This window comes from Flavobacterium sp. WC2416 (assembly GCF_041200095.1).
In the GTDB taxonomy this organism is placed as follows: domain Bacteria; phylum Bacteroidota; class Bacteroidia; order Flavobacteriales; family Flavobacteriaceae; genus Flavobacterium.
In genome coordinates this window covers 3,676,768-3,700,055 of record NZ_CP165626.1, presented here as the reverse complement: position 1 = coordinate 3,700,055, position 23,288 = coordinate 3,676,768, and the positions used below count along the sequence as shown (strand labels likewise).

Here is a 23,288-nt window from a genome sequence, read left to right as displayed (position 1 = left end):
CCGTTCGTCCTTCGTCCTCAACTCGCGGACTGTTGCCACTTTACTTCATCGTTGTTTTCTTACGCTTTTTCTTTAAGGGCGGTGTGAGGAGGTTGAAATTGAATGTATACTTCCATTGTAGTTTGTCATCTCGATGAAGGAGAGATCGCACAAGTAGGAAGAGTTGATTCTGGTAAATTGGAATTGTTTTTATTTAACGTGATTTTTACTTTGAAGGGTGTTCTTTTCTTTTTTGCTTGATCAAAAAAGAAACAAAAAAATCAAGCCTGAAAATAAAAAGCTTGAAAACTACCTTGAAGCGCCGTTCCACAGCCCGAGCCGTTCGTCCTTCGTCCTCAACTCGCGGACTGTTGCCACTTTACTTCATTGTTGTTTTCTTACGCTTTTTCTTTAAGGGCGGTGTGAGGAGGTTGAAATTGAATGTATACTTCCATTGTAGTTTGTCATCTCGACGAAGGTGAGATCGAACAAATAGGAACAGTTTGTTCTGGTAAATTGAAATTTTTTTATTTAACGTGATTTTTACTTTGAAGGGTGTTCTTTTCTTTTAGCTCACTGTACTTTTTTTGTTAGTGGTGTTCGCTGAATCTTCGATTTGCCTTGATGCAAAAGAAACAAAAGATCAAGCCTGATCCCGATAGCTATCGGGACTGCAAGCTTGAAAACTACCTTGAAGCGCCGTTCCACAGCCCGAGCCGTTCGTCCTTCGTCCTCAACTCGCGGACTGTTGCTACCTGACTGCCACTGGCAGTCCTCCTTTTAATTTCAAACATTGTTTTTTTACGCTTTTTCTTTAAGGGCGTTTTGAGAAGGTTTTAATTGAACGTATACTTTTCTTATTGGTGTTTTTTATTAAAGATTTTTTTTGGTTTACTCTTTTTTGAACTGGTTCTGGTCTTCTGAAAAATTAAATAGAATTACCATGCTGCCTTTGAATGGATTGAATGAGGGTTCGTATTTAATATATCCTTTTTCGTTTAGCTCTTTCATGCATTTGTGATAGGTTGCTTTTGAGTAAATCTTACTTATTAGCATCACTTCCTCTCTGGATATGCTTATAGGATTTTGAAAATGGTTTACATTCCAGTATTGGAATAATGCAATATAAAGGCTTATATGTGTAGGGTTTAGGTGATGGTCTTGTATGGTACGATCAAAAAAACCAGTGAGGTGTTTTATGTAATTCATTGGATGGTGTTCAGTTTTTTAATATTTGGTTTTTAATGGTCAATTTTCAGTGATCAGTGATCAGTTTTTAGTGATCAGTATTCAGTATTCCTTTTTCAGTGTTCAGTATTCTGAGTTCTGTGTTACATGTTCAGGTTTAGGATTCTGAGTTGCGTTTCATTAAATACATAAAATTGCATTTGACGAGATTACTTCATCAGTTGGCGCAAGGCGTCGTGTCCTCCTTTGTTGGAATTACAAAATGGAGGAGACCGACGAATTATGATATATTGTGGTTTGTTATTTTTTGTGTGTTTTATCATCGTTTTGAAGTGTTCCCATCAATTCCATTGAAAAATTATCTCTTGCTTGAACGTAGGCTACTTTCGGAATTACTGTGGCACCCAGTTTTTTCTTTTCAAAAGTGGCTGAAAAACCAAAATCTATTTTTTTAAAATTTAGTTCCTTGGCGCGTTTAATTCCTTGATACAAAAGTTGTCTGTAAATCTGAAATTCTCTAACATAGTTATAATCCATTCCTATCAAAGAGGGAGAATAGGTATAGTTGCTGTTTTTATAACAAAAAAGCGTGCCCACTAATTGCCCCTGTTGTTGCTCATTGTCTTCATCTTTTAAATATAGCATTATAAATTCCCAATTTGGGTCGGTGACCATGGCTATAAATACGTTAGGAGGATAGGTAAAAGTGTTAAAGGCGAGATTATTGTTTTTTACGTTTTTATAGAGTTGATAGATCTGTTCCGTTTCTATTATAGTTAGTTCATTTTTTATTACTACATCAAAAGCCTTTTCAAAGGGAAGCACTTCTTCGATAAAATGGCGTTTAGAACGTGGGGAAAGTTTGTTGGTAAAGGCTTGTGGAGTGTCCCATTCCAGATTTTCAACCACACAGGAGTCGGGCATATTAGCTTTTAAGTAACCTTGATTATGGAATATGCGATTTAATTGTTCATTTTCTTCAAAGTCCCTTAATACTAACATATCAGCATTTAAATTATTGTAAAGAGTTTCTATCTCTTGCAATAGCATTAGAATAGCTTCTTCTATTAATGGATGTGATGTATTAAGATAGCAATGATTTCCTTCGGTGAATAAAGACCCCATTCCTAACACTTTAGAGGTTAGATATAAAGGATTTTTTATTCTTTCCTCTTCTAAATGCTTTGATATTGATTCTGTTGCCATCATGTCGTCTTTCCAAAGTCCATAAGTAAAAAAAGTGGCTATTAAAGGAATTTCATTCTTGTCCTTGATTATGTAGTAGTGGAAGTCCCATTTGTTTGCAGGTTCATCAGAATTGGCAAAAGCAACTTCTAAAAAATGAAGGCCATCCCAATCAAATGTGCTTTGTTGTCCTAGTAACTCATTCCAAGTAGGTTTGTCCATTTTTGATATCGATGTTTCATATTTCAGTTGTAACGAGGATTTGTCAACTATTGTGTCTATAGTAGTATGGGTCTCGACCAAACCAAATGCACTTTGTATTTTGCTTAAGCTATTTCCTGTTTCTTTGAGCACGATGGGTAAATACTTTTCTATTGCTTCGACTAATGCTTTTATTTCTTCTTTTTGGTTGTGTCTCGAAAGTGTGATGCGAATCCCTGTGTTTTGAACAGGAACCGCTGGATATATTGCAGGATTGACAAAGAATCCTTCTTCGAATAGGTTTTGAACTAATTTATAAGAAGTTATTGGTATTGCCGTGCCAAGGAAAAAAACCGGAGAATCGTTTTTGACTATTATTGGTAAAGCCGTTTTAGAAATTAATTCATTAAAATAGGCTATTTTTTCGGCTAGTTCCGATTGTAAAATGGTGATCTCTACAGACAGGTGGATATCTGCAGCAGCTATGGCAGCAGCTACCGAAGCTGGCTCCAGTTGTGCGGAGAAAGTTAGCGGGCCACCAAAAACTTTTATTTTTTCGCGAAGCTTTGCATTTGGACAAAGTAAAACGGCGCCACTGGCTCCAAATGTTTTGCTTAATGTCCCCATAATCATTACGTTATCCGGTATTTCTTTTAGTACGCTTAACACGTAGCCCGTGCCGTTTTTACCCTTCCAACTCATCCCGTGGACGTCATCAAAATACAAATGCAGTTGTGGATATTTTTTACTAAGTTCCATTAGTGCTGCAATAGGAGCATAGTCACCAAACATGGAATAGACTCCGTCAGCCATATACCAAATTTTTTTGCATTTTGACATCAATTGTTTGATTTTATCTTCTAGCAAAACCATATTGCTGTGCTTAATCATTTCGACTGGAATACCTCTTAATTTGAGTAATTGGCAAGCAGTTTGAACACTCCAGTGGACCTGATGATCGAGAATGACTCCGTCTTCATCTCTCACCGCTGTTGGAATTACCGCCATATGACCGAGGGTACTGTTCTTGGTGATAATAGTAGGAATACCGTACATAGCCTCCATTTTAGCTTCTAGTTCTGCATATAGTGGATTTGATATGTAGGATTTAGATAATGGAAATTGGGTTCCAAATTTTTTTATGGCATCAATTGCTGCTTCTTTCAATCTGCTATCTTGCTCTAATCCAAGGTAACCTGTAGTTCCAAAATGGAACATTTCTTTGCCTTTTATTTGAATTGTTCTCCCATTTAAGGATTTATCCTCTGCATAAAGATGCATTACGCCCTCTTTTTTCGCTCCTGAAAATACTTCATCAACGGTATCAATAAAGTTGTTGTGTTTAATTTTTGCCATAGTGTAAGGTTTTGATTATTTTTATAAAAGTGAGTATAAAAAATTAGATATTTTGGCTTTTTTATGCGAAAATCCCTATATGACATGTAATACTCCCGAATTGACAACAATAATGAATAATTGTTGCTTTTTGTATAAAATTATTAGTATTTGTTAATTATTTGTGAATAATATTTCATTTATTTGTGCTGTTTTACTTAATATTACCAAATGGATATAGACGGCTTTGAGAATGAATTTGCCCGTTTTTGGATTGATGGGACTATTCTTTTTTTTATATATAAAGATAATGTCAGCATTAATTTAGAGGCTGCAGAATGTATTGTAGCTGATAGGATTCAGTTTCAAAATGATGTGGCTTATCCTATTTTTTGTGATGCCCGAGGCATTGTATCCATGGATAAACCAGCACGAGATTATTTAGCGCAATCGGGTTCGTTGCTTATTAAAGCAGTTGGTTTACTGGTCAACGAACAAGTTTCTGTGATGGTAAGTTATTTTTATCTTAAAATTAATAAACCCAGCGTTCCTACCCGACTATTTACAGATCAATTGGCCGCGATAGCATTTGTTTCCAATTATATTTAGTTGTACTAAAAACTCTTTTTAAATGCTATGGTATTTCATGGAAGATAAAATTAATCATGAACGTATTAGGCCTATTCGCCAAATGTTGCTTGAAATGGCAGTAGGGAATTTCAGCTATCGTATTCAGCGGAGTACAGCTGATGATGAAGTGGAATCCTTAATATTGCTGTTGAATATGGTAGCCGAAGAATTAAAGTCCTCTTTTTCTCATCTGAGTTATGTAAATCCACACAACAGCTATAGTTCCTATGTTCAGGCCAGTTTTATTGTAGATTCCAGTTGGATAGTAAAAAAGATAAGTACAGATGTATCTGTTTTATTGGGATACAGTCCAAAAAAGCTTTATGGAGCCGCTTTTGAAATTATTTTATCAGAAGAATCCGCAGTATCTTTTAATAGCATCAAGGAGAAATTGTCAAAGAATAGTAGTTATTCAGAAAACTTGGAGTTGGTTTTTGTAAGCCAAAACCAATTGCTTGTGCCTGCTTTTTGTAACATTTGCCGTTTTATGGATAGTACTAAAATATTAATTAGCTTAGTTACTACAATAGTTACTACAGCAGTTAAGGATAATGTTATTGCCAATGATTCTTCTGCTGTCCCAGTGATTCCAAGAAAAGAGTTCGTTTATCGTTTGTCCGATGTACAATTAATTCAGCAGGTTTACGATTATATTTTAATTCATATTGATAGTCCTTTACCAAATTTAAAAGAGCTATCTCATATTTTTGGTACAAATGAGTATAAGTTAAAATATGGTTTTAAACATTTATTTAAAACCACTATTTATCAATTTTATAATGTAGAACGCTTAAAAAAAGCACATTTGTTAATTGAGAATACTGGCATACCACTTAAAGAAATTGCCGCAATGAGCGGGTTTATAGATTACTCTAATTTTTCAAAAGCATTTAGGAAATCGTATGGTTATGCACCTAATAAAATTACAAGAAAGCAATAGCGACAGCCTTTTCTACTGCCTTAAATACGATGCTGTTTTATAATGGGTGTGTAAATAATACCTTTTTGACAACTAAATACTACCGATTTGCAAAGCCTTAGTCTTTTGTTTTTCGGAATTTTATATCGGATTAAATTTAAAGTCTACCGATATGAAACTAAGTACCGTAACCAAAAGTATTATTCTCGACAGTATCTGCCTGCTGTATGTTTTATTATTCGTTTATGCTGCCGTTAACAAATTAATGGATTTTAAGAATTTTCAGATACAGCTGGCTCAATCTCCATTATTGAGCGCCTATGCGGGGTGGATTTCTTATCTTGTTCCATTGGCAGAATTTTTTACTGTAGGTCTGCTCCTTATTCCAAAATTCAGGAATGTTGCATTATTTATTGCTTTAAGCATTATGGTAATGTTTACTACGTATATAATAATTATCTTGAACTTTAGTCCATTTGTACCTTGTTCTTGTGGAGGAGTTCTTGAAAAATTGGGCTGGCATGAACATCTTATTTTTAATTTCATTTTTGTGTTTCTGGCTATGGCCGGTATATTTATTGTCAATAAAGACCCAGATTATCCTAATTTGACGAGAAAGGTGCTCCGTTTTCCTTTTCTATTTCTTAATGTATTTTGCAGTATTTCGATTGTTCTGGTTTTATTTCTGTTGTCAGAAGATACGATGCATCATCATAATAATTTTATACGACGGTTTCCACAGCATGCTGCTGAGCTTATTCATGAGCGCAACCTTCAGTCTGATGCGTACTATATAGCCGGAGCCGGTGAAGGGAAAATATTTCTTGGAAACTATGGAGCCCCCTTAAGTATAACAATAATAGATACTTCTTTACAAGTTCAGCAGGTCAAACTTATAAAACTTTCAAGGACTGATTTTCCTTTCAGATCCTTAAAAGTTATGGTAAGAGTACCCGATTTTTATGTCAGTGACGGAAGTGTTCCCTGTATTTTCAGGGGTTTGACGAAAGACTGGAAAGCACAACTATGGATGCAAAATAAGGTGTTTTTTTCGCGTATCGAACCTATGGATTCCACAAGTGTTGTCCTATCAACTGTTAGTAGTGTTACGCACAGGAATGTACTGGGCACAATTGCTGGGAAAGATGATTTAGATGTAAAACTAGCCCCTAATCTGCTAACCAAACAAATAGACGGTTATTTTGATACCAATGGTATTTTACAGTATAATTCGTTTCTGAAAAAGGTTGTTTACACCTACTATTACCGTAATCAGTATGTGGTTGCCACCCCTTCTTTACTACCAGAGCCTACGGGCAAAACTATTGATACCGTCAGTATAGCGCGAATAAAGGTTGCCTATAGCGAGGGTGACAAAATAGGAAAACTTGCCAGCCCTCCCTATATAGTTAATAAGGGGGCTTCGACTTTCGGAAAGTATCTATTTATTAATGCTGCCATGACAGGCCGATTCGAGCCCGTTGCTATGTGGAAAAGCGCTTCAGTACTTGATGTCTATAATCTTATCGACTACAGTTATGTATTTAGCTTTTACCTTCCTGATAAATCCGGGAAAAAAGTTTCCCAGTTTAAAGTAGATGATAATAAGGTCATTGTAATTTGTGGAAAGTATCTTCAGGTCTACCAGTTGCAGACCGACTATTATGAGCGAATAAAATTATAAAAGATTGAATAAGTATAAAGCATATCCTAGCTAGATGTCAGGGAAACGGTTGAAAACCTGTGATAGAGTAAACCATTAATTTAAATTTTAATATTATGAAAACACGTTTTTTAAAACCAGGACTTCAATTCGCAACCATCTTGTTTGCAGTTGTAGGAGCATTTGCTTTTAGCCAAGCTCCTGAAAATGATTCCGTTTTGACTACTGAATTGGGAAGGCTCCCAAATCCTCAGTGTACAGAGACTAATGTGAGCTGTAGTGTGGAAGAAACAGCGTTGCCGTGTAAAAACAGCAGCAATGTGACCCTTCGTCATTTTAATGGTTCTTCCTGTCCTACCCAGCTTTACAAAATCATTCCTTAAGCGGGGTAATGCTTAAAAAAAAGACAAAGCCAGGATATTAACCTGGCTTTGTTATTTTCTAGAATTCATCGTATGTAAAAGGTTTTTCTTTAAGGTAATAGGCAAACCAATCCCGAATACGACCATTGAGGTCTAATTGATTGTGAGGTTGTTCTAACAAATGGCCTTCCCCATTATACAGTAATAAAACATGCCTTTTTTGCAGCCTTCGCATTGCCAGATGTAATTCCATACTTTGGCTGTAATTTACGGACTTATCTTCTTTACCGCTCCAGCTCAACAGTGGTGTGCTAATGTTTTCCGCTTGTGAGATTGGAGAATTATTAATGTATTTTTCATAAGATTTATAAAGTGATTTTCCTATTCTGGGCTGGTAGGTTTCGTACCTCCACATTTGTGAACGGGCAGCACCCTCGCTCATGCTCAGTGAAGCACTCACCATATCTGTTACGCCAGCTCCAGCAACAGCGCAGGCAAAAAGCTTAGACTGCGTTACGATATAGGATGTCTCATAACCACCGTAAGAGTGACCAATTAGTCCAATATGTCCACTGTCTACAATCCCCCTGTCAATTACGGCACGGACACCAGTCTCTACACAAGTAACTGCAGATTTGCCGGGACTTCCTAAATCATATACTATATCGGGACAAAATACAAGGTAGCCGTCGGCTACATAATTTGCATGGCTGAAACCAATAGCTTGGTAAGCTGAAGGTTTCAGGTACTGATGTAATCTGTAGCCTTGTTTTTCATATATGTAAACGATCATAGGGTACCGCTTGCCGGCGATATAACCAGCGGGATAAAACAAGACGCCATGCAGTGCTTTCCCATCAGGAGTTTTATATGAAAGCCATTCCGCTTTACCAGATTCAAAATGTTCCTGTTGCGGATTGCTTTGAAATACAATAGCGGGTTTGCTTCCCAACTTGGAACAAAAGAGAATCCGAGGGGAGAGTGCGGTATTTTCTTCCAGAATACTATATTTATTATTAAGTTGCGCTTTTTGTAAATGGCTGTATTTGCTATCGGTAAAAATCCATTTCTTTAGACCGGTCTTTTGAGACCATAGGTAATAGCCTGTAGCCCTATTTTCAGCGGTTGCTTCTAACATCAAGCCTTTTGAAAGGTCATAATATTGAGTAAGCAGGTCATAGGATTTGTGCTTGTGGGTTATTTCTGAGGCTGGAGAAATCTTGAACTTGACTTGAGTGTCTTGTCCAGTTGTAATCCTGTTTTTATTTTTACCGTCAGCTGAGGCTATCCAAATATCATACTGGCTGCATATAATCAATCGCCCATCAGTTGTCCATGCGGGACCAGCATATGGCTCCAGTTGTGTTTTTACACCATAGCTGTAATTGAATAATGCTATTTCCCAACCTATTGTTATATTCGTGTGATTTGCTTTGGCAATGTCATACACCCACCAATTACCATCCCGAAAATAGCTGATGTATTTTCCGTCTGGTGAAGAGCCCATGGTTTGCGGCTCGAGTGTTTGTTTTTTGAGCCATAATTGTTTCGTGCCAGTATTGCTATCGATTAAGTACATATCTGCGCACCCATGTAAATAATATTGGGGCTCGTAATCCAGCGCATTATACGTGATTGCATGATTGTGGGTTGCAGTGAGCCATAGCTCGGGCTGTTCTTGACTGCCCAGCGTTACTATTTTATCTGTACTTGGTATCCATATTGCGCCTATTGGTACATGTTCGCCCGTTCCTATATTTTGTTGGCGCGGATATTCCAAGGGAGAAAGCGCATCCCACACTTCAACTGTTTTTTGTTTCGGTTTTTTCGCAGGAATCGCCATATTGAAAAATATGCGTTTGCCATCGGGTGAAATACCGATTGCTTCCTTTCCGTTTGGGATTACAATGTGTTTGTCTGCTATTGTTTGTGATTTTTGAGTGTCGAGGCAAAATAATTTTGTATTGGTCTTAATGTCAGTATAATACCAGATTTTATAATTGGCCAGTTTGTATCCTTTGGTGTCTTGCAGTTCCATAAATACCAGTGCATCACCATCGTTCTTCCAAACGAAATTACTAAAAGTACCTTCATGACGGCTCACTAGCATTTTCCTGATCGTGTCATTTTCGGGTCGCAAAAGAAAAACACCCTCATTGGTAGAGAAAATCAAAGTGTTTCCAGCAGCAGTCGTTGTAAAGTTTTCTACATCATGGATATAAAATTCCTTATTGGTTTGCAATTGAAGCACCGTTAATTCTTGATTCTGACGAATTACCAGATATTCATTGCGTCCAAAAAATTCTGAATCGGTAGTTCCTTCAAACCAGCGTTGCACACCTGTACTTAGATTTTGAAGTACCATTCCTTTTTGAGGATGCAGCGCAGTAAACCATTTCCCATCCGGGCTAAAGCGAGCATCAGTTGCGAGGGAAAACGCTTGTTTCTTTGCTGTCTTTACTTGTTGTAGAAACAGTGTGTCGTTGCCGACATCATAATCGAGGGTGTAGCTAATCCATTTTCCGTCAGGAGCGATACTTTCACCCAAAAGCGTACTAAAGGTATCGTAATCATTTGGTGTCAGGCTTTTTTTTCTTAGCTGACCATAGCTACACATATTGGATATCGCCCCTAAAAAAGCTATTGTAAAAAATAATTTTCTCATTTTAATAACCTGGATTTTGTGGTTGCAAGTTGCTGTTGAGCAAAAGTTCTGATTCTGGTAATGGTAGCAGGACGTGCGTGTCTTGCCATGCCGGTTTTAGCCCGCCAATTATCATGTTGGCAAGGTTTGTTCTTCTGAGGTCGAACCATCGATGCCCCTGTTCCATGAAAAATTCTACCTGTCGTTCGTGTAAAATAGCAGTAATAAGGTCGCCTTCTGTTGCGGCTGTGGTATTGGAAAGACCAGCACGGTTACGGATTGTATTTAAATCCATCTGAGCCCCAGATACCTTGTTCAAATGCGCTCGTGCCTCGGCACGAATCAGGTATTGTTCTTCGATCCTGAATACAATAGTATATTCCTCAGAAGTTCCGGTATTGGTATTTTGCCTATACTTGAACGGATAATACCAGGTATTCGTGCCGTTTGTTATCTTGCCTAACCATTGGCTTTTACGGTTGTCCCCCGTTTCAAAAGCAGCAAGTAGCGAGGGACTGACAGCCGCAAAAGGAGGAGGACCGCTTGTAAAAATCAAGATTTGGGCATCGGACGTATTGTTGCCTGCCAGTCCGGGATGTAGTGACCATATCACAGAAGGACTATCTTTCAGAAAGGTCTCGGTAAGATTATCAGGGATACTATACATTGGATTGTCGATCATTTGTTGCGAGGCTAGTTCTGCATTTGACCAATCTTCCGTGTATAAATAAATACGTGCCAGCAATGCTGTGGCGAGCGCTTTATTAGCCCTTATCCGTTCTCCCGAGGGATCCGTTTCTCCCAGCAGGTTATGCGCTACTAAGAGGTCATTTATTGCGCTCTGGTATACCTGATGGGGAGCTGATTTTAATGCAATTCTATTGAGACTGTAATCGGTAGTTGTTATGTACGGGATGTCACCAAACAAGTTCGCCAGTTGAAAATGCAGGTAGGCGCGCAGAAAAAGGGCTTCGCCAAGAATTTGATTTTTACTTTCATTGTCTATTATTGAATTTGGCAATCTCTCGATAAGCGCATTAGCTGCGTATATTTGTGAATAACTGTTGCTCCAGAGTTGGGATACACTAGGGTCTGAACCCAATACATTGTGTTTGTAAAAATTTGTAACGTGACTATCGTTAGAATAGACCTGTAACTCATCTGAGTACGATCCCATCAGTATCGACAGACCTTGTGCATTTCCCGAAGCGATCCCACGATCGCGTAGGCTTGCATAAATATCCGACAGGGCGGCAGTAGCCGTTGCGGCGTTTTCATAAACAGAAGATCCGGTAAGCTGTGACTGTGGCCGATCCACTTCAGTAAAGCTCTCACAGGCATCCAGACTAAACACCATGATTGCTAAAAGTATTATTTTATAATTTTTCATCATTATTAATATTTGAATTAGAAACTGATTTGAAATCCCAAGGTATATTGTCGTAAGGGCGGTAGAAATAGCCCGGAATGATTTTCGGGATCGGCACCTCTGTAGTGTGTTAACGTAAAAAGATTCTGTCCCTGCAAGTATAATTTAGCGGAGAGTGATTTTGACCATGGTGTTGGAAGCTGGTACGAGATGCTTGCATTTTTGAGCCTTATAAATGATGCATCGGTGAAGGCCGCGCTGCTGTTGCTGTAGCGTGAAGCCGCAATGACAGCATCACTATTCGATCCGCTGGTATATACTTGGGTTGCAGCCCCAGCACCGTCCTGAGGCCAATGGTTGAGCACCTCAACAGGCTGGTTTGCCATTACACCAGCGAATCCGCTAGAAGTAAGGTAGTTGCCGCCCAACTGTTTGACAAATTGAAAAAGGCAATCGAAAGCCCAATTTTTATAAGTGAGTTGATTGGAAAGGCCACCGAAATATTTTGGAGCGGTATCGACAACATACTGTCGATCATTTGATGCTATTTTTCCATCACCATTATAATCTTCGAAGGTATATATTCCCGTTTGCGGATTTATGCCCGTGTAGTGGTATACTTTACGAGCGTTAAGTGATTTTCCTATAACTAGCGTATTTGCATAAGTGGATCCTTCTAAATTAGGGAATGCCAGTACTTTATTTTCAGGAATTGTCAAATTGATTGTTGAGATCCACTGAAAATTGGATTTTTTGAAATTGATGGTACGCAATTCTACTTCAATCCCAGTATTTTGGACTGTCGCATCGAGATTTGCCTGTAGCGAAGTGAAACCAGTTGTTGCCGGCAATGGAATACCAACCAACTGATTTGATGATCGGTTCCAGAAGTATGCGAAAGTTAGAAAAATGTGGTCTGAGAAAAGCCCCATCTCCATGGCCGCCTCGAATTTCCGGTTAGTTTCCCACCCAAAATCAGGATTGAACAGTCTTGTGGGTTTTATACCTATAATTCCATTGTAATTTTGCCCCGACACCTGATAGGTATCTAAGAATTGGTAATCGCCAATCTGGTCGTTGCCAGATGTTCCGTAACTGACACGCAGTTTCCCGAAACTTATTGACGGAATCGCATTGAGGAAATTTTCCTTCGAAAAAATCCAAGCGGTACCTATCGCGCCAAAATTGGCGAAGCGGTTTCCCGGACCAAAACGACTAGATCCGTCGCGACGTCCCGTAAAGTTTATGATATATCGGTCTTTAAGGTTTATATTAAGTCTCCCGTACACTGCATTGTATTTGTATTCAGACAGCTCATGATTTACTATGGAAAGGCGTGCGGCAGCTGCCAGATCATTGATCAGGCTATTGCTTACAAAGCCAGCTCCGTTCTGGGAAAGTTGTTGCGATTTTTGCATTTGAAAAGTTGTACCAGCTAATGCATTGAATTCAAGAGCTCCCCATTTTTTTGCCCAATTTAATTGTGGCTCGATAATCCATGAGTTGCGTTTTGCCGAACTTACTGATAAAGCCGAATATTCCGGGCCGGCGCCATAGGCTGGGTTAAACATTGTTGACGGAGAGGTGAGTGATTCAGACAGGTGGATATCGTTATAACCCAAGCTAGTCCGAAATTCCCATGCAGGCGAGAGTTTATAGGAAAGTAATGCATTTGAAATCAGGTTTTGGGTAGTCGCCAAAAAGGTGCTTTCGAGAAAGGCCAACGGATTTTCAAAAGTGCCGTTTTCCCAATTGAGTTTACCAGATGCGTCATAGAGTGCCGGAGCGTTTGGAGGCAAATTGTAGGCTGCATTCGTAAGGTCTATACCCGGTAATGTATTCTTATCCGCTACATAATCTGCGGAGAATGTCAGCTTAAACTTGTGATCTCCTGAAGAGTGAACCATACTGCTATGCAGGGCACCTTTTCCATAACGCGCCTCACCTGGAAAAACGGTAGTTTCCCTACGATAGGTTCCGCTTAATAAGAATTGCGTATTCTCACTACCGCCGGAAACTGATGCTTGGGTATTGTTGCTATATGAGGTGCCACCGAGGAGTTCCTTTTGCCAGTCGGTGTTGCGGGTCTGACTCCAAGTCCCATTTACATCATATTCATAGTCAGGGTATTCTACAATTTCATCATTTGCAAATCCTTCCCGGCGCATGGCAAGATATTGCTGGGTGTTCATCAAGTCTGTTTTTCGGGCAATCTTCCCAATGGTAGTTGCAGTGTTTATGTTGAAATGGGTTGCGCCAGCTTTTCCTTTTTTGGTAGTGATCAGCACCACTCCATTGGCAGCACGAGAACCGTAAATTGCAGTTGCATCGGCGTCCTTGAGTACTTCAATACCTTCTATGTCATTGGGGTTGATATTGTTGAGAGGGCTTATTGTTCCAGGGAGGATACCGTTGGCTAAACTGGTTGTTACCAGTGATTGAGAGCCATATGGCAGGCCGTCGACTATATATAAAGGATCGTTGCCTCCGGCACGGATGCTGTTGATACCCCGTATTTGAATGCTGAATCCCCCGCCGGGTAATCCAGTATTCTGTGTAATATTGACACCCGCCATTCTTCCCTGCATTGCAGCCAAGGGATTATTGATGGGTTGTTTTTCTATGTCTTTGGTTGTTATTTTAGCAATGCTTCCTGTGCGTTCGCTTTCTTTTACGGAATAGTAGCCCGCATTGACGCGGACTTCTTGTAAGGAGGTCATGTCTTCCTGCAATTGTATGTTAATTATTTTCTGTCCGCGTATGGGAACTATTGCTGTTTTGAAGCCTATAAAGGAGACTAACAACGTATCTGTAGCAGTAGCCGAAAGGATGTATTGGCCGTTGAAGTCAGAGTTAACGGTATTGTTTCTTTTTCCTTTTAGGGAAATTGTCACACCGGGTAAAGGATTAGTGCCATCAGTGATGGTACCGCTTATTTGGTTTTGTTGGTGTGTGGATTGCATTTGCCTCAGTCTGTTGTTTGCTTGAGCAGGGGTACAGCAGAGGTATAGCCCGAAAATAAGCGGATACCAAAGTGCTCCAAAGCCTTTGTTTAATGAAATATTTTTCATAAGTTTATATTTATTGTTTTTTATCGGTCTTATGTAATTCGCAAATAGCTATTGATGCTTGCATCGTATAAGCGTTATGCTCATTTCATAATATTGGTTTAGTTAAATGAAACGTTAGTTTTGTTTGCGAGGGTTCTCTATACTAGTTTGCAGACGGGTTAGAGGGCCTTTTTTGTTTTGAGATTTTATTTTATCATAATGAGGAGGTTTAGTTAATATATTTTTAATTGTTCTTTTGCCCGCGCGGCAGTCTGGCTCCTTCGCTAAAACAGTCCACCGTACTGTTTATTAACGCTTGGCCCTATCGCCCAAAAAAGAACCAAAAAACGCTAGCCTGGACTGTTCGCCGACCCGCTATTTTATCAATTCTGAAATCCAACAAACTGCTCACGCTATTTAACTTTTAGTGGAATTCGCGAATCTTCGATTTCGACTCCGCTCAAACAGTGTTGGATTTTTTCAGAATTTTCTAAAAGCAGGTGCCCGGCTGCCACAGTCTAAGGGCGGTATGAGCTACAGCGTGATTTTATAAGTCTTTAGTTAGGTGTTTTTATTTAAAGGACCGTTCGTTCAGTTGTGACTTTGGAATATCCGTTTTTTATAATTGTTTCAACCATAAATCCAAAGGCATATCAATGTTATAAGTGCTATTATTAATGCGGCTTGTATGTGTCTGTAATATTTCATGTTATTGTTAATTATTATCGGTTTGTTTCGTGGTTAGGGTAAAACATCCTGCACCATTTATTAATAAATTCAAATTAAATTAATGAGACTTTTTGTTCAAAGAGGCTTGCGGTGCAGGAGTTTCTTAGTTAGTAGTACTCGTTTATTTCATCATAGGCACTTCACAGTTAATGGTCAATAGTGAGTAGTTAATAGTTGTTTAAAGTTGACATAGGTATTCCCGACCGGTTAAGAAAGGGGCATTTTCCTAACTGGGATTTATGAATAATGGGTTTAGGATTTAAAAAACTGCTTTTGCTCTCCTTTCTGAAACAAACTTTAAAATCTTAAGATACCATTTGGAAAATAGAAATAAAGGCAATACTTTTAAAGTGCGAGTTTAAAGAGAAAAAGCTTAAATCTAAGTGCCAAAAGCATTTTAGGTTAGGGTTGAGGATTGATATAGAGGTGATTGTTATTTTATATAATTCCCTTTTTCATATATCAAGGTATAGTTGAACACATCAGTACTACAAATTTGATGGTGGAAGTGTCTCTAATAAGAGTACTTCACGGTGTTTTTCTATCCTAACGCAATGTTTGTTTCAGTTTTGGGATAACAAAAGGCGGCTTGCTTTTAGCAGGTAGTTAAGGTGGTTTGGTAACGGTTGTACATAAAAAAATCGTTCTCATAATTTAGAGGTTTATGGTTATGGAACGATGTATTTCGGGTATGAAGGGTACTTGCAGAAAAAAGCAAGGAGCGGCCTCACACTTTAGAACCGTGGGCGACCAAACCCGTCTCTGCAATCTTTCGATTGGAAAGGTACTATCTAAAGCTTACGTGAGAACCGCTCGCATGCCGGATGCAAAAGTAAGAAACTTTTTGACATGGAGCGATTTCACGATACTCTCGATAGTAAAATTGGTCGTTTCGGTTCGAGAAAACATCGTTTTAATTATGCCTAAAATGGCTAATTGTCAATTCGCTAGTACAAATATAACAATAGTTTCTTAATTACAAAATTTTTAAACAAAGAAAATGAATCATAATATTGATAAATACATTAGTGACAAGATTTTTGAACTAAAATGGCAGGATAAACAACTATCCGAAATATCTGGGATATCAAAAGGACAAGTTAGCAAACTTAAAAATGGTTCAGTATCAAGATTATCTGCTCAAACCTTTTATTTAGTTGTAAAAGCTTTTAATGATTCTATAAATAATGCAACTAGAATTGTATTTCTGAATCAGAAATTTGATTTAAATAAATGGATTCCTAAAGAGCGGAATGAATTTGGGAAAATAATGTCTAAATACGAAAATATTACAAATTCGCTAGAAGAAATTTCAGCCAAAACTGGAATTAACGAAATAAGATTAAGTGAATTGTATTATAGAAAAGGTGCTTTAGATGCCTACGAATTAATATTTATTGAAAAAGCTATCGGAAAGAAACCAGGTGAATTATTTGAGGAGTTTTATGGAAAAAATATTTTGCTTTGAGACTACAAAATTTGATTTAGACTTTATAAATCATCTAAAAAAGCACGTAAAGGAAAAGATTTTAAAAAAGATATTCAAGCATTTTTTTCGGTTTTAGATGGAACAGATGTCAATTCGGGATTATTAGTTGTCAAAAAAGGAGTAATTGGCTTGCTGCAAAAAAGGAAACCTTATGCGTTCTATATTTGAGGTATGGAATGGTATGAGATAATAGGGTTTGTTGTAGTATGGCCTATAGGACTTTATCTGGGAATCAAGATGGATAAGTTCAGGAAGGGTTATCATAAAAATGATAGTTGGAGGAGTAGGGGAAAGGGGTGAAAAGATGCTGATGAGGTGTCTTTTTTTTTGTTTTATGAAGGTGAGCAATTCAATGCAGTAGTTTGGAGAGCATGCTAAAAGTGTATTTTAATTGTGCCATATTTATTGGTAAAATGCATATTGCTATATGCAATATTAGCATTTATAAAGGTAATTACTAGTTGGTACCTAAGTATATCGTAAATCGCAATATGCGATATTTGAGTTGTGTAAGGGAATTAACAAGATGTAATTGTATATTTATTTCCAGTATTTTTATTTGAAGAACATTTTTTCTTTTGCCTTGATGCAAAAGAAACAAAAATTATTCATGGGTTATTATTGTTTTTTGGTATTCATGAATCTTCGATTTCAAGCCTGATCCCGATAGCTATCGGGACTGCAAGCTTGAAAACTAGCTCGTTTATATTTACCTGACTGCCACTGGCAGTCCTCCTTTTAATTTCAAACATTGTTTTCTTAGGGTTTTTCTTTAATGGTGGTGTGATAAGGTTGGAATTGAACATGTGCTTTTCTTATTGAGATTAAAGAATCAAAAGCTCTCTTTTAAAATTAAAAACCACACCTATCAAAAAAGATATGTGTGGTTAGAAATAGAAAGATAGGTGTTTTGTTTATTGAAATTTGGCAGTAAATCCAAGGTAGAAACTTCGTCCCACAGCAGGTATAATACCTGGACCTGGGTATTCATCAGTTCTACGAGTGAAGTATGCTTTATCGGTTAGGTTATTAGCCCCAAATTTAATTGCAAAATTATTTAGAGTATAGGAAGCGCTCCAGTCCCAAACTGTATACGAAGGGATGTAACCCGCAATTGGATCTTCGCTAGTCATTGCATTTGAAGCATCTCCAAAAGCATCTCCAACATAATTGTATTGTAAAGTGGTTGATAATTTAGTAGTGCTAAAAATTAAGCCTATGCGGTTTATGGTTTCGGCTGCTGCTTCGACTCTTTTTCCTTTAAATTCTCCTGTAGTGTATTTGGCATCTACATAAGAAAAGGAGTTGAAAATACTTAAGCCAATATCAGATTGTGAATTACAGTATTTTAGAATATTAAATTCGATATAACTTTCGATTCCTTGGTGTACACTATTGGCAATATTTTTTCTGATAGAATAATAATCTCCAGTATTTGGATTGGTTGCTAATGTTAGTCCGATACGTTTGTTATACGCCATATAAAATCCGCCAATATCAAAATTAAGGTAGTTGCTTATGGTTCCTCTATATCCTAAATCACTATTGAATCCATTGGAATCTTTCAGGTTGGGGTCTATTTTTGAACTTGTTCCAAAAGGTTCTAATTGGCTGTAATCGATTGGGCGATATGCTTGACTGATATTGGCATATACATTCGTATTTCTTCCAGATTTTAACTCTAATCCAAGCCCTGCTAATGCAAAAGTTCTGTTTCTATTTTCATTTGTAATTTGAATGTCACCTTCTACTTCTTTATGTCCTTTTGAAGTACTTCTTAAATATTCTAATCGAAATCCAGGAGTTACAGTGAAATTTTTAGATACTTTAAAAATATTTTCTACAAATGGTGCCAAATTAGTGGTAGTAAAATCTAAATCATATCCCCAATCGCCAGTAATGGATAAGTCAAAATCACTTTTTGTAGTACCTTCACCGCCACCTTGGCGCTTAAACCAAGCATAACTTTGACGTACTCCAATTGCCAATGTAGATTTTTGATTTCCTAAAGAATAATTTTGAGAATAGCGGACTTCGGTTGTTGTGTTGTGCATTTTTTCAATGCCTACTTCTCTAGGTACAAATTCTCCTGTTGCGAGATCTATATCATCTGTGGCTTGGGCTCCTCCATCTTCATTTCTCCAAACTAATGAACGGCCACTAAATAAATAAGTTGATTTTACACTTAAAGTACTGTTTTTATTAGGTGTATAATTAGCGTATGCTGTAATAATATTCCATGGACTTTTTAGCCAGTTTCTAGTTCTGGTTGAACTTTTTGGATTGGCATAAAATAAACTATCAGTTAGTCCTCCAGGCATTTTTATTTTATTTCTTAGCAAAGAATATTCTACACCAAAATTTAATTTATCCGAATGATTGTATTGTATTTTTCCAAATCCAGAAACTTGCGTTTGCTGGCTATTGGGTCTATATCCATCCATGTTACGGTATTGTAAAAAGCCATGGTAACTTATTTTATTATAGTTTCCACCAATAGAATTAAAAGAGTTATACAGCCCATAACTACCTATGGATTGTGATGTAATAAATTCGAAGGGTTTGTCTTTTGGAGCATCTTTGGTGACGTAATTCACTAAACCACCAAATTGAGAACCAAATTGCAAGGAAGCAGCACCTCTAACCATTTCGATGCGACTCACTGCTTCCATAGGTGGAATGTAGTACGATTCATTGTAACCATATATATCAGCGCTAATGTTGTATCCATTTTGTCGCGTATTCATTTCTACACTTTGTGACGGATTAAGACCGCGGGTTGCTATCCCATTGGCAGTGAATCCACTACTTTCTGTCTCAACAATATTCAGTCCAGGAATTCTTCCAAGGATTTGTCGGGTATTATTGACTGCTTTATTAGCATCCAGACTATCTACAAGGATAATTTCACTTTTTTTACCGGCATAAATAATCCCATCCTTACTATTAGGTAAATGGCCAATTCCATTTACCGTTTTAAATCCTTTAATTATTACTTCTTTTAGTGTATTCTCGGTTTTTACTTGTGCTTTTATAAATTGATTGCTTATTAAAGCGAATGCCGTTATAATTATTATTTTATTGAAATTCATGTTGTTATTTGTAGATTATAAAAAGATTATTTTCGGTAATGATCAGTAATTGTTTCTAGTAATGATTCTTTTTCTAAGGAAATTTTAAAATTCCCTAATTCTGTTTTGTTTATGTTGTCAAATACTTCAGGTTCTGGGCATTCTTATGGACTTATATCTCGAACATTATAAAAAGGAATGACCTCTTTTACAGTTTTAAAAGAACCGTTATGAAAGTAAGGTGCTGAAAGCGCTATATTTCGGAATGATAGTTGATCAGTTGAATTGTAAATATGTTCAGGTGCAAATACATTGTGAGCTACCCTTGAAGAATTGATACTTGAGAATCTTCCTGTTAGAGCTCCTTCTGTCAGCTCTGGGTGCAATAGGTCACTAAAATCAGTTTGAGCGGCATGATAAGAAGCGCCTGCTTGCCCTATGAGTTTAGCTAGATTACTATCAAAGAAAATTAATTTTGTAATTGCAATTTTATTGCTAACCACAGACGTATATTGGGAATCATCAGTACAGCTAGATAGTGTAATCACTGCAATACATCCAATTAAAAAGTATTTCCCCCTCATTTATTTAGAATAATTAAAAATAACTGCGCAAATATAAAATTCCATATTTGAATCGGCAAATTTATTTAGACTAAATATCAACAGTGTTTGAGAATAGTGTGAATTTTTATTTTTTTAGGATTGGATTTTATTTTGACAGTGAAAAATAATCCAAATTAGCATTGCTAAAAGTCCTTTTTGCTTAATAATTCCGTAGAAAGGCAAATGGGTAGCAATTCTTTTTTATAAGAAATACATCAAAAGTGATTTAAATGATCCGAAATATGCAAAACCAATGACTGAAATGGTTTTTGCGTGCCCAGCAGTAAAAATGAAACAGATGAAGATCGAATCGATTGTTATTTAGTTAAGATTTGGGCAATCCTAAATAAAATTGAAATTTCAAGAGTTCAGGTAGTTCAAAGGATTAGTTTTTAATTATCTGTAAAGTACTTGTTGATTTGGGATTATTAGTCGCCAAAAAAAGGAGTTTTTGATTTCATGTTAAAAAAGAAAATCCTATGCGTTCTCTATTTGAGTTGGAAGAGGAGTGGACGAGATCCTATTATGTAATAGTCAAAATTGCGAGATTTTTGTATAATCTCGCAATTTTGACTATTTTTGTGTTGAAATCTTTATTATAACAATTATGCTAGAAGCTGCTCCAAAATATATAAAGGAAGATAATACCATTACACTAATGGTAAACTTGCAAGGAGATGGAACCTTAAAAAAGATACAAGATGATTATCTATATTGGGATAAAATAAAATATAAGGCAAAAAACTGTACCCCTGAGGAGTTATGGAATGCAGTAAAATTATATCGCTTTATTAGAAGTAATACTATTCGTTTCGGGAAAAATACTTTTAGTTATATGATTACAGATTACATTCAAAGAGCATTGCATCAATTTGATATGCATATTGGTGGAACTTTGGGAAGTAATATAGGGATTGCTGAAACTGATAAAACGAAATTTATTATTAGTTCAATAATGGAGGAAGCTATTTCGAGCAGTCAAATGGAAGGTGCAAATACTACCAGAAAGAAAGCGAAGGAAATGATACAGCAAGAGAAAAAGCCTAAAAATAAATCTGAGCAAATGATAATGAACAATTATATTACTATGAAATATATTGTTCAGCATAAGAATGAAGCTATTAGTGCTGAAAAAATATTATACCTACATAAACTAATATCAAATAATACTTTAGATGATGCCAAAGATGAAGGGCAGTTTAGAGATCATGATGATGTTCATGTGGTCAATCATGTTAATAGTGAAATTGTTCACACACCTCCATTGAAAGATGAACTTAATGTGTTAGTAAAAGATTTATGTGATTTTTTTAATAAAGACAATGAGGATTTTATACATCCGATACTAAAAGGTTGTATTATTCACTTTATGATTGGCTGGATACATCCTTTTACTGATGGAAATGGGAGAACGGCCAGAGCGATATTTTATTGGTATATGCTAAAAAAAGGGTACTGGTTAACAGAATACTTGTCCATATCAAGAATTATTAAAGACACTAAAGCTCAATATGAAAAAGCATTTTTATATTCAGAGGCAGGTGGTAATGATCTGGGATATTTCATTACCTATCATATTATGACGATGGAGAAATCATATGCAGCATTGAAAACGTATATTAGCAAAAAACAGCAGGAAGTTTTTCAAGCAGCAAAGTTTATGAAGATTCCAAATGTGAATGATAGGATGGCACAGATCCTGAAAATTTTACATGATGATTCCGATAGAATTTTGACTACAAAAGAAATTGAAGTTCGGTTCAACGTTTCAAATTTCACCGCTAGAACTGACTTAAAAGCACTTGTTGAATTGGAATTTTTGGATATAATTCAAGTCAATAAAAAGAAGCGAAATTTCATTAAATCTGATAAATTCGACCTGATAATAGGAAAATACACATCTTAATAATTTAATTGCCATTTACGAATTTTTATAGCGAAACTAAACAGTTTCATTCATCGTCTTAGTTTTATAGTAGGCATACTAGTCAATTTGGGATTATTAGTCGCCAAAAAAAGGAGTTTTTGATTTCCTGCTAAAAAAGAAAATCCTATGCGTTCTCTATTTGAGGCATGGATGGGTAATAGGTGATGGCTTTTAGGTTTTTACCTAAAAGGTACCATTTATGATTTTTGGAAGGATTATGATAAAAATGATAGTTGGAGGAGTAGGGGAAAGGGGTGAAAAGATGCTGATGAGGTGTCTTTTTTTTGTTTTGATTACAGAAACCATAATGATGGCTATAGGAAAAAAGATTGCTTTTTTTGAACTGCCTCCAAATCATGTCTACACTGTTGGAGGCAGTCTATAGAGGTCTCCCTCTCTAGTTTCCTTTTCTATCTATAAAATAATTAGTCTCTTTCATGCTCATGCTCATGCTCATGTTTATTTCCATGCTCCTCATTACCTCCAGAATCATCATGTTCTCTTCGATTATCATAATTTATTGCTCTTTGTGGTCTGCCCTGATATCCTCTACGATATCTCAATCTATCATGATCAAAATTTCTATAAGGTCTTGAACCATGATAATCATTCAAAACTACTTTGTATCCATTGTATAGGTCATAATTTCTATACTCTCTAGGCAAATATCTTGATCGTACCCATCTACCGCCACCAAAATAAATAAATTGAGAAGCTCTTATATCATAATACGCTTCAACATCTGGCAAATAATAATAATCTGCTTCCTCATATCCTACAGGCCCCCATGATGGTGGTGCGCCTATGTTGAGACTTACTGAAATCTGCGCATGAATTGAGTTGGATACAAAAAGGATTATTCCTACTGCGATTAATTTTAATGTTCTCATTTTTAAAAATTTAAATTAATGATTTTATATTAGCTTTTTACTTAAATACTTT

General features: G+C 36.8%; 14 protein-coding genes. 6 read left to right on the top strand and 8 right to left on the bottom strand.

Features of this window, described 5'->3' with window-relative positions; all coding sequences use genetic code 11:
- Positions 1-870: 870 nt before the first annotated feature.
- Together AB3G39_RS15665 and AB3G39_RS15660 are read right to left on the bottom strand one after the other, a co-directional pair.
- Positions 871-1,188, bottom strand: coding sequence for a hypothetical protein (locus AB3G39_RS15665; RefSeq protein WP_339921696.1), 318 nt, complete (start codon positions 1,186-1,188; stop codon positions 871-873).
- Positions 1,189-1,467: 279 nt separating this feature from the next.
- Positions 1,468-3,909: an aminotransferase class I/II-fold pyridoxal phosphate-dependent enzyme gene (locus AB3G39_RS15660; protein ID WP_339921698.1), complete on the bottom strand. Its 2,442-nt coding sequence runs from the start codon at positions 3,907-3,909 to the stop codon at positions 1,468-1,470.
- A gap of 210 nt (positions 3,910-4,119) precedes the next feature.
- Between AB3G39_RS15660 and AB3G39_RS15655 the strand changes: the two genes are divergently transcribed.
- The 4 genes from AB3G39_RS15655 (at position 4,120) to AB3G39_RS15640 (ending at position 7,483) form a co-directional block, all read left to right on the top strand.
- Positions 4,120-4,497, top strand: coding sequence for a hypothetical protein (locus AB3G39_RS15655; RefSeq protein WP_339921699.1), 378 nt, complete (start codon positions 4,120-4,122; stop codon positions 4,495-4,497).
- Between the two features lie 22 nt (positions 4,498-4,519).
- Positions 4,520-5,458 carry a helix-turn-helix domain-containing protein gene (locus AB3G39_RS15650; RefSeq protein ID WP_369769562.1) on the top strand — a complete coding sequence of 313 codons (939 nt, stop codon included), beginning with the start codon at positions 4,520-4,522 and terminating at the stop codon, positions 5,456-5,458.
- Between the two features lie 151 nt (positions 5,459-5,609).
- Positions 5,610-7,121 (top strand): MauE/DoxX family redox-associated membrane protein, encoded by a 1,512-nt coding sequence (locus AB3G39_RS15645; protein WP_369769560.1) that lies wholly within the window; start codon positions 5,610-5,612, stop codon positions 7,119-7,121.
- 95 nt (positions 7,122-7,216) lie between these two features.
- Entirely contained in the window at positions 7,217-7,483 is a 267-nt protein-coding gene (locus tag AB3G39_RS15640) for a hypothetical protein (protein WP_339921702.1), read from the top strand.
- A gap of 58 nt (positions 7,484-7,541) precedes the next feature.
- Here AB3G39_RS15640 and AB3G39_RS15635 read toward each other — a convergent pair whose 3' ends face one another.
- From AB3G39_RS15635 to AB3G39_RS15625, 3 genes are read right to left on the bottom strand one after another with little or no spacing between them, the layout of a single operon-like run.
- Complete coding sequence (locus tag AB3G39_RS15635) at positions 7,542-10,127, bottom strand: prolyl oligopeptidase family serine peptidase (RefSeq protein WP_369769559.1); 2,586 nt, start codon at positions 10,125-10,127, stop codon at positions 7,542-7,544.
- A 1-nt stretch (position 10,128) separates the two neighbouring features.
- A complete protein-coding gene (locus AB3G39_RS15630) occupies positions 10,129-11,499 on the bottom strand; it encodes a RagB/SusD family nutrient uptake outer membrane protein (RefSeq protein WP_369769557.1) in 1,371 nt (456 codons plus the stop codon).
- 14 nt (positions 11,500-11,513) lie between these two features.
- Positions 11,514-14,546, bottom strand: coding sequence for a SusC/RagA family TonB-linked outer membrane protein (locus AB3G39_RS15625; protein ID WP_369769556.1), 3,033 nt, complete (start codon positions 14,544-14,546; stop codon positions 11,514-11,516).
- Between the two features lie 1,708 nt (positions 14,547-16,254).
- Here AB3G39_RS15625 and AB3G39_RS15620 point away from each other — a divergent pair.
- The gene (locus AB3G39_RS15620; RefSeq protein ID WP_339921707.1) at positions 16,255-16,722 is read left to right on the top strand and encodes a helix-turn-helix domain-containing protein; all 468 of its coding nucleotides are present in this window, start codon (positions 16,255-16,257) and stop codon (positions 16,720-16,722) included.
- Between the two features lie 935 nt (positions 16,723-17,657).
- Here AB3G39_RS15620 and AB3G39_RS15615 read toward each other — a convergent pair.
- Together AB3G39_RS15615 and AB3G39_RS15610 are read right to left on the bottom strand one after the other, a co-directional pair.
- A complete protein-coding gene (locus AB3G39_RS15615; RefSeq protein ID WP_339921708.1) occupies positions 17,658-19,835 on the bottom strand; it encodes a TonB-dependent receptor domain-containing protein in 2,178 nt (725 codons plus the stop codon).
- 143 nt (positions 19,836-19,978) lie between these two features.
- Positions 19,979-20,398, bottom strand: a complete 420-nt coding sequence (locus tag AB3G39_RS15610) for a hypothetical protein (RefSeq protein WP_369769554.1) — start codon at positions 20,396-20,398, stop codon at positions 19,979-19,981.
- Positions 20,399-21,026: 628 nt separating this feature from the next.
- Between AB3G39_RS15610 and AB3G39_RS15605 the strand changes: the two genes are divergently transcribed.
- Positions 21,027-22,325 (top strand): Fic family protein, encoded by a 1,299-nt coding sequence (locus tag AB3G39_RS15605; RefSeq protein WP_369769552.1) that lies wholly within the window; start codon positions 21,027-21,029, stop codon positions 22,323-22,325.
- A 446-nt stretch (positions 22,326-22,771) separates the two neighbouring features.
- On the opposite strand, the gene AB3G39_RS15600 is transcribed toward AB3G39_RS15605, so the two are convergent.
- Positions 22,772-23,236, bottom strand: coding sequence for a hypothetical protein (locus AB3G39_RS15600; protein ID WP_369769551.1), 465 nt, complete (start codon positions 23,234-23,236; stop codon positions 22,772-22,774).
- Between the last annotated feature and the right edge of the window lie 52 nt (positions 23,237-23,288).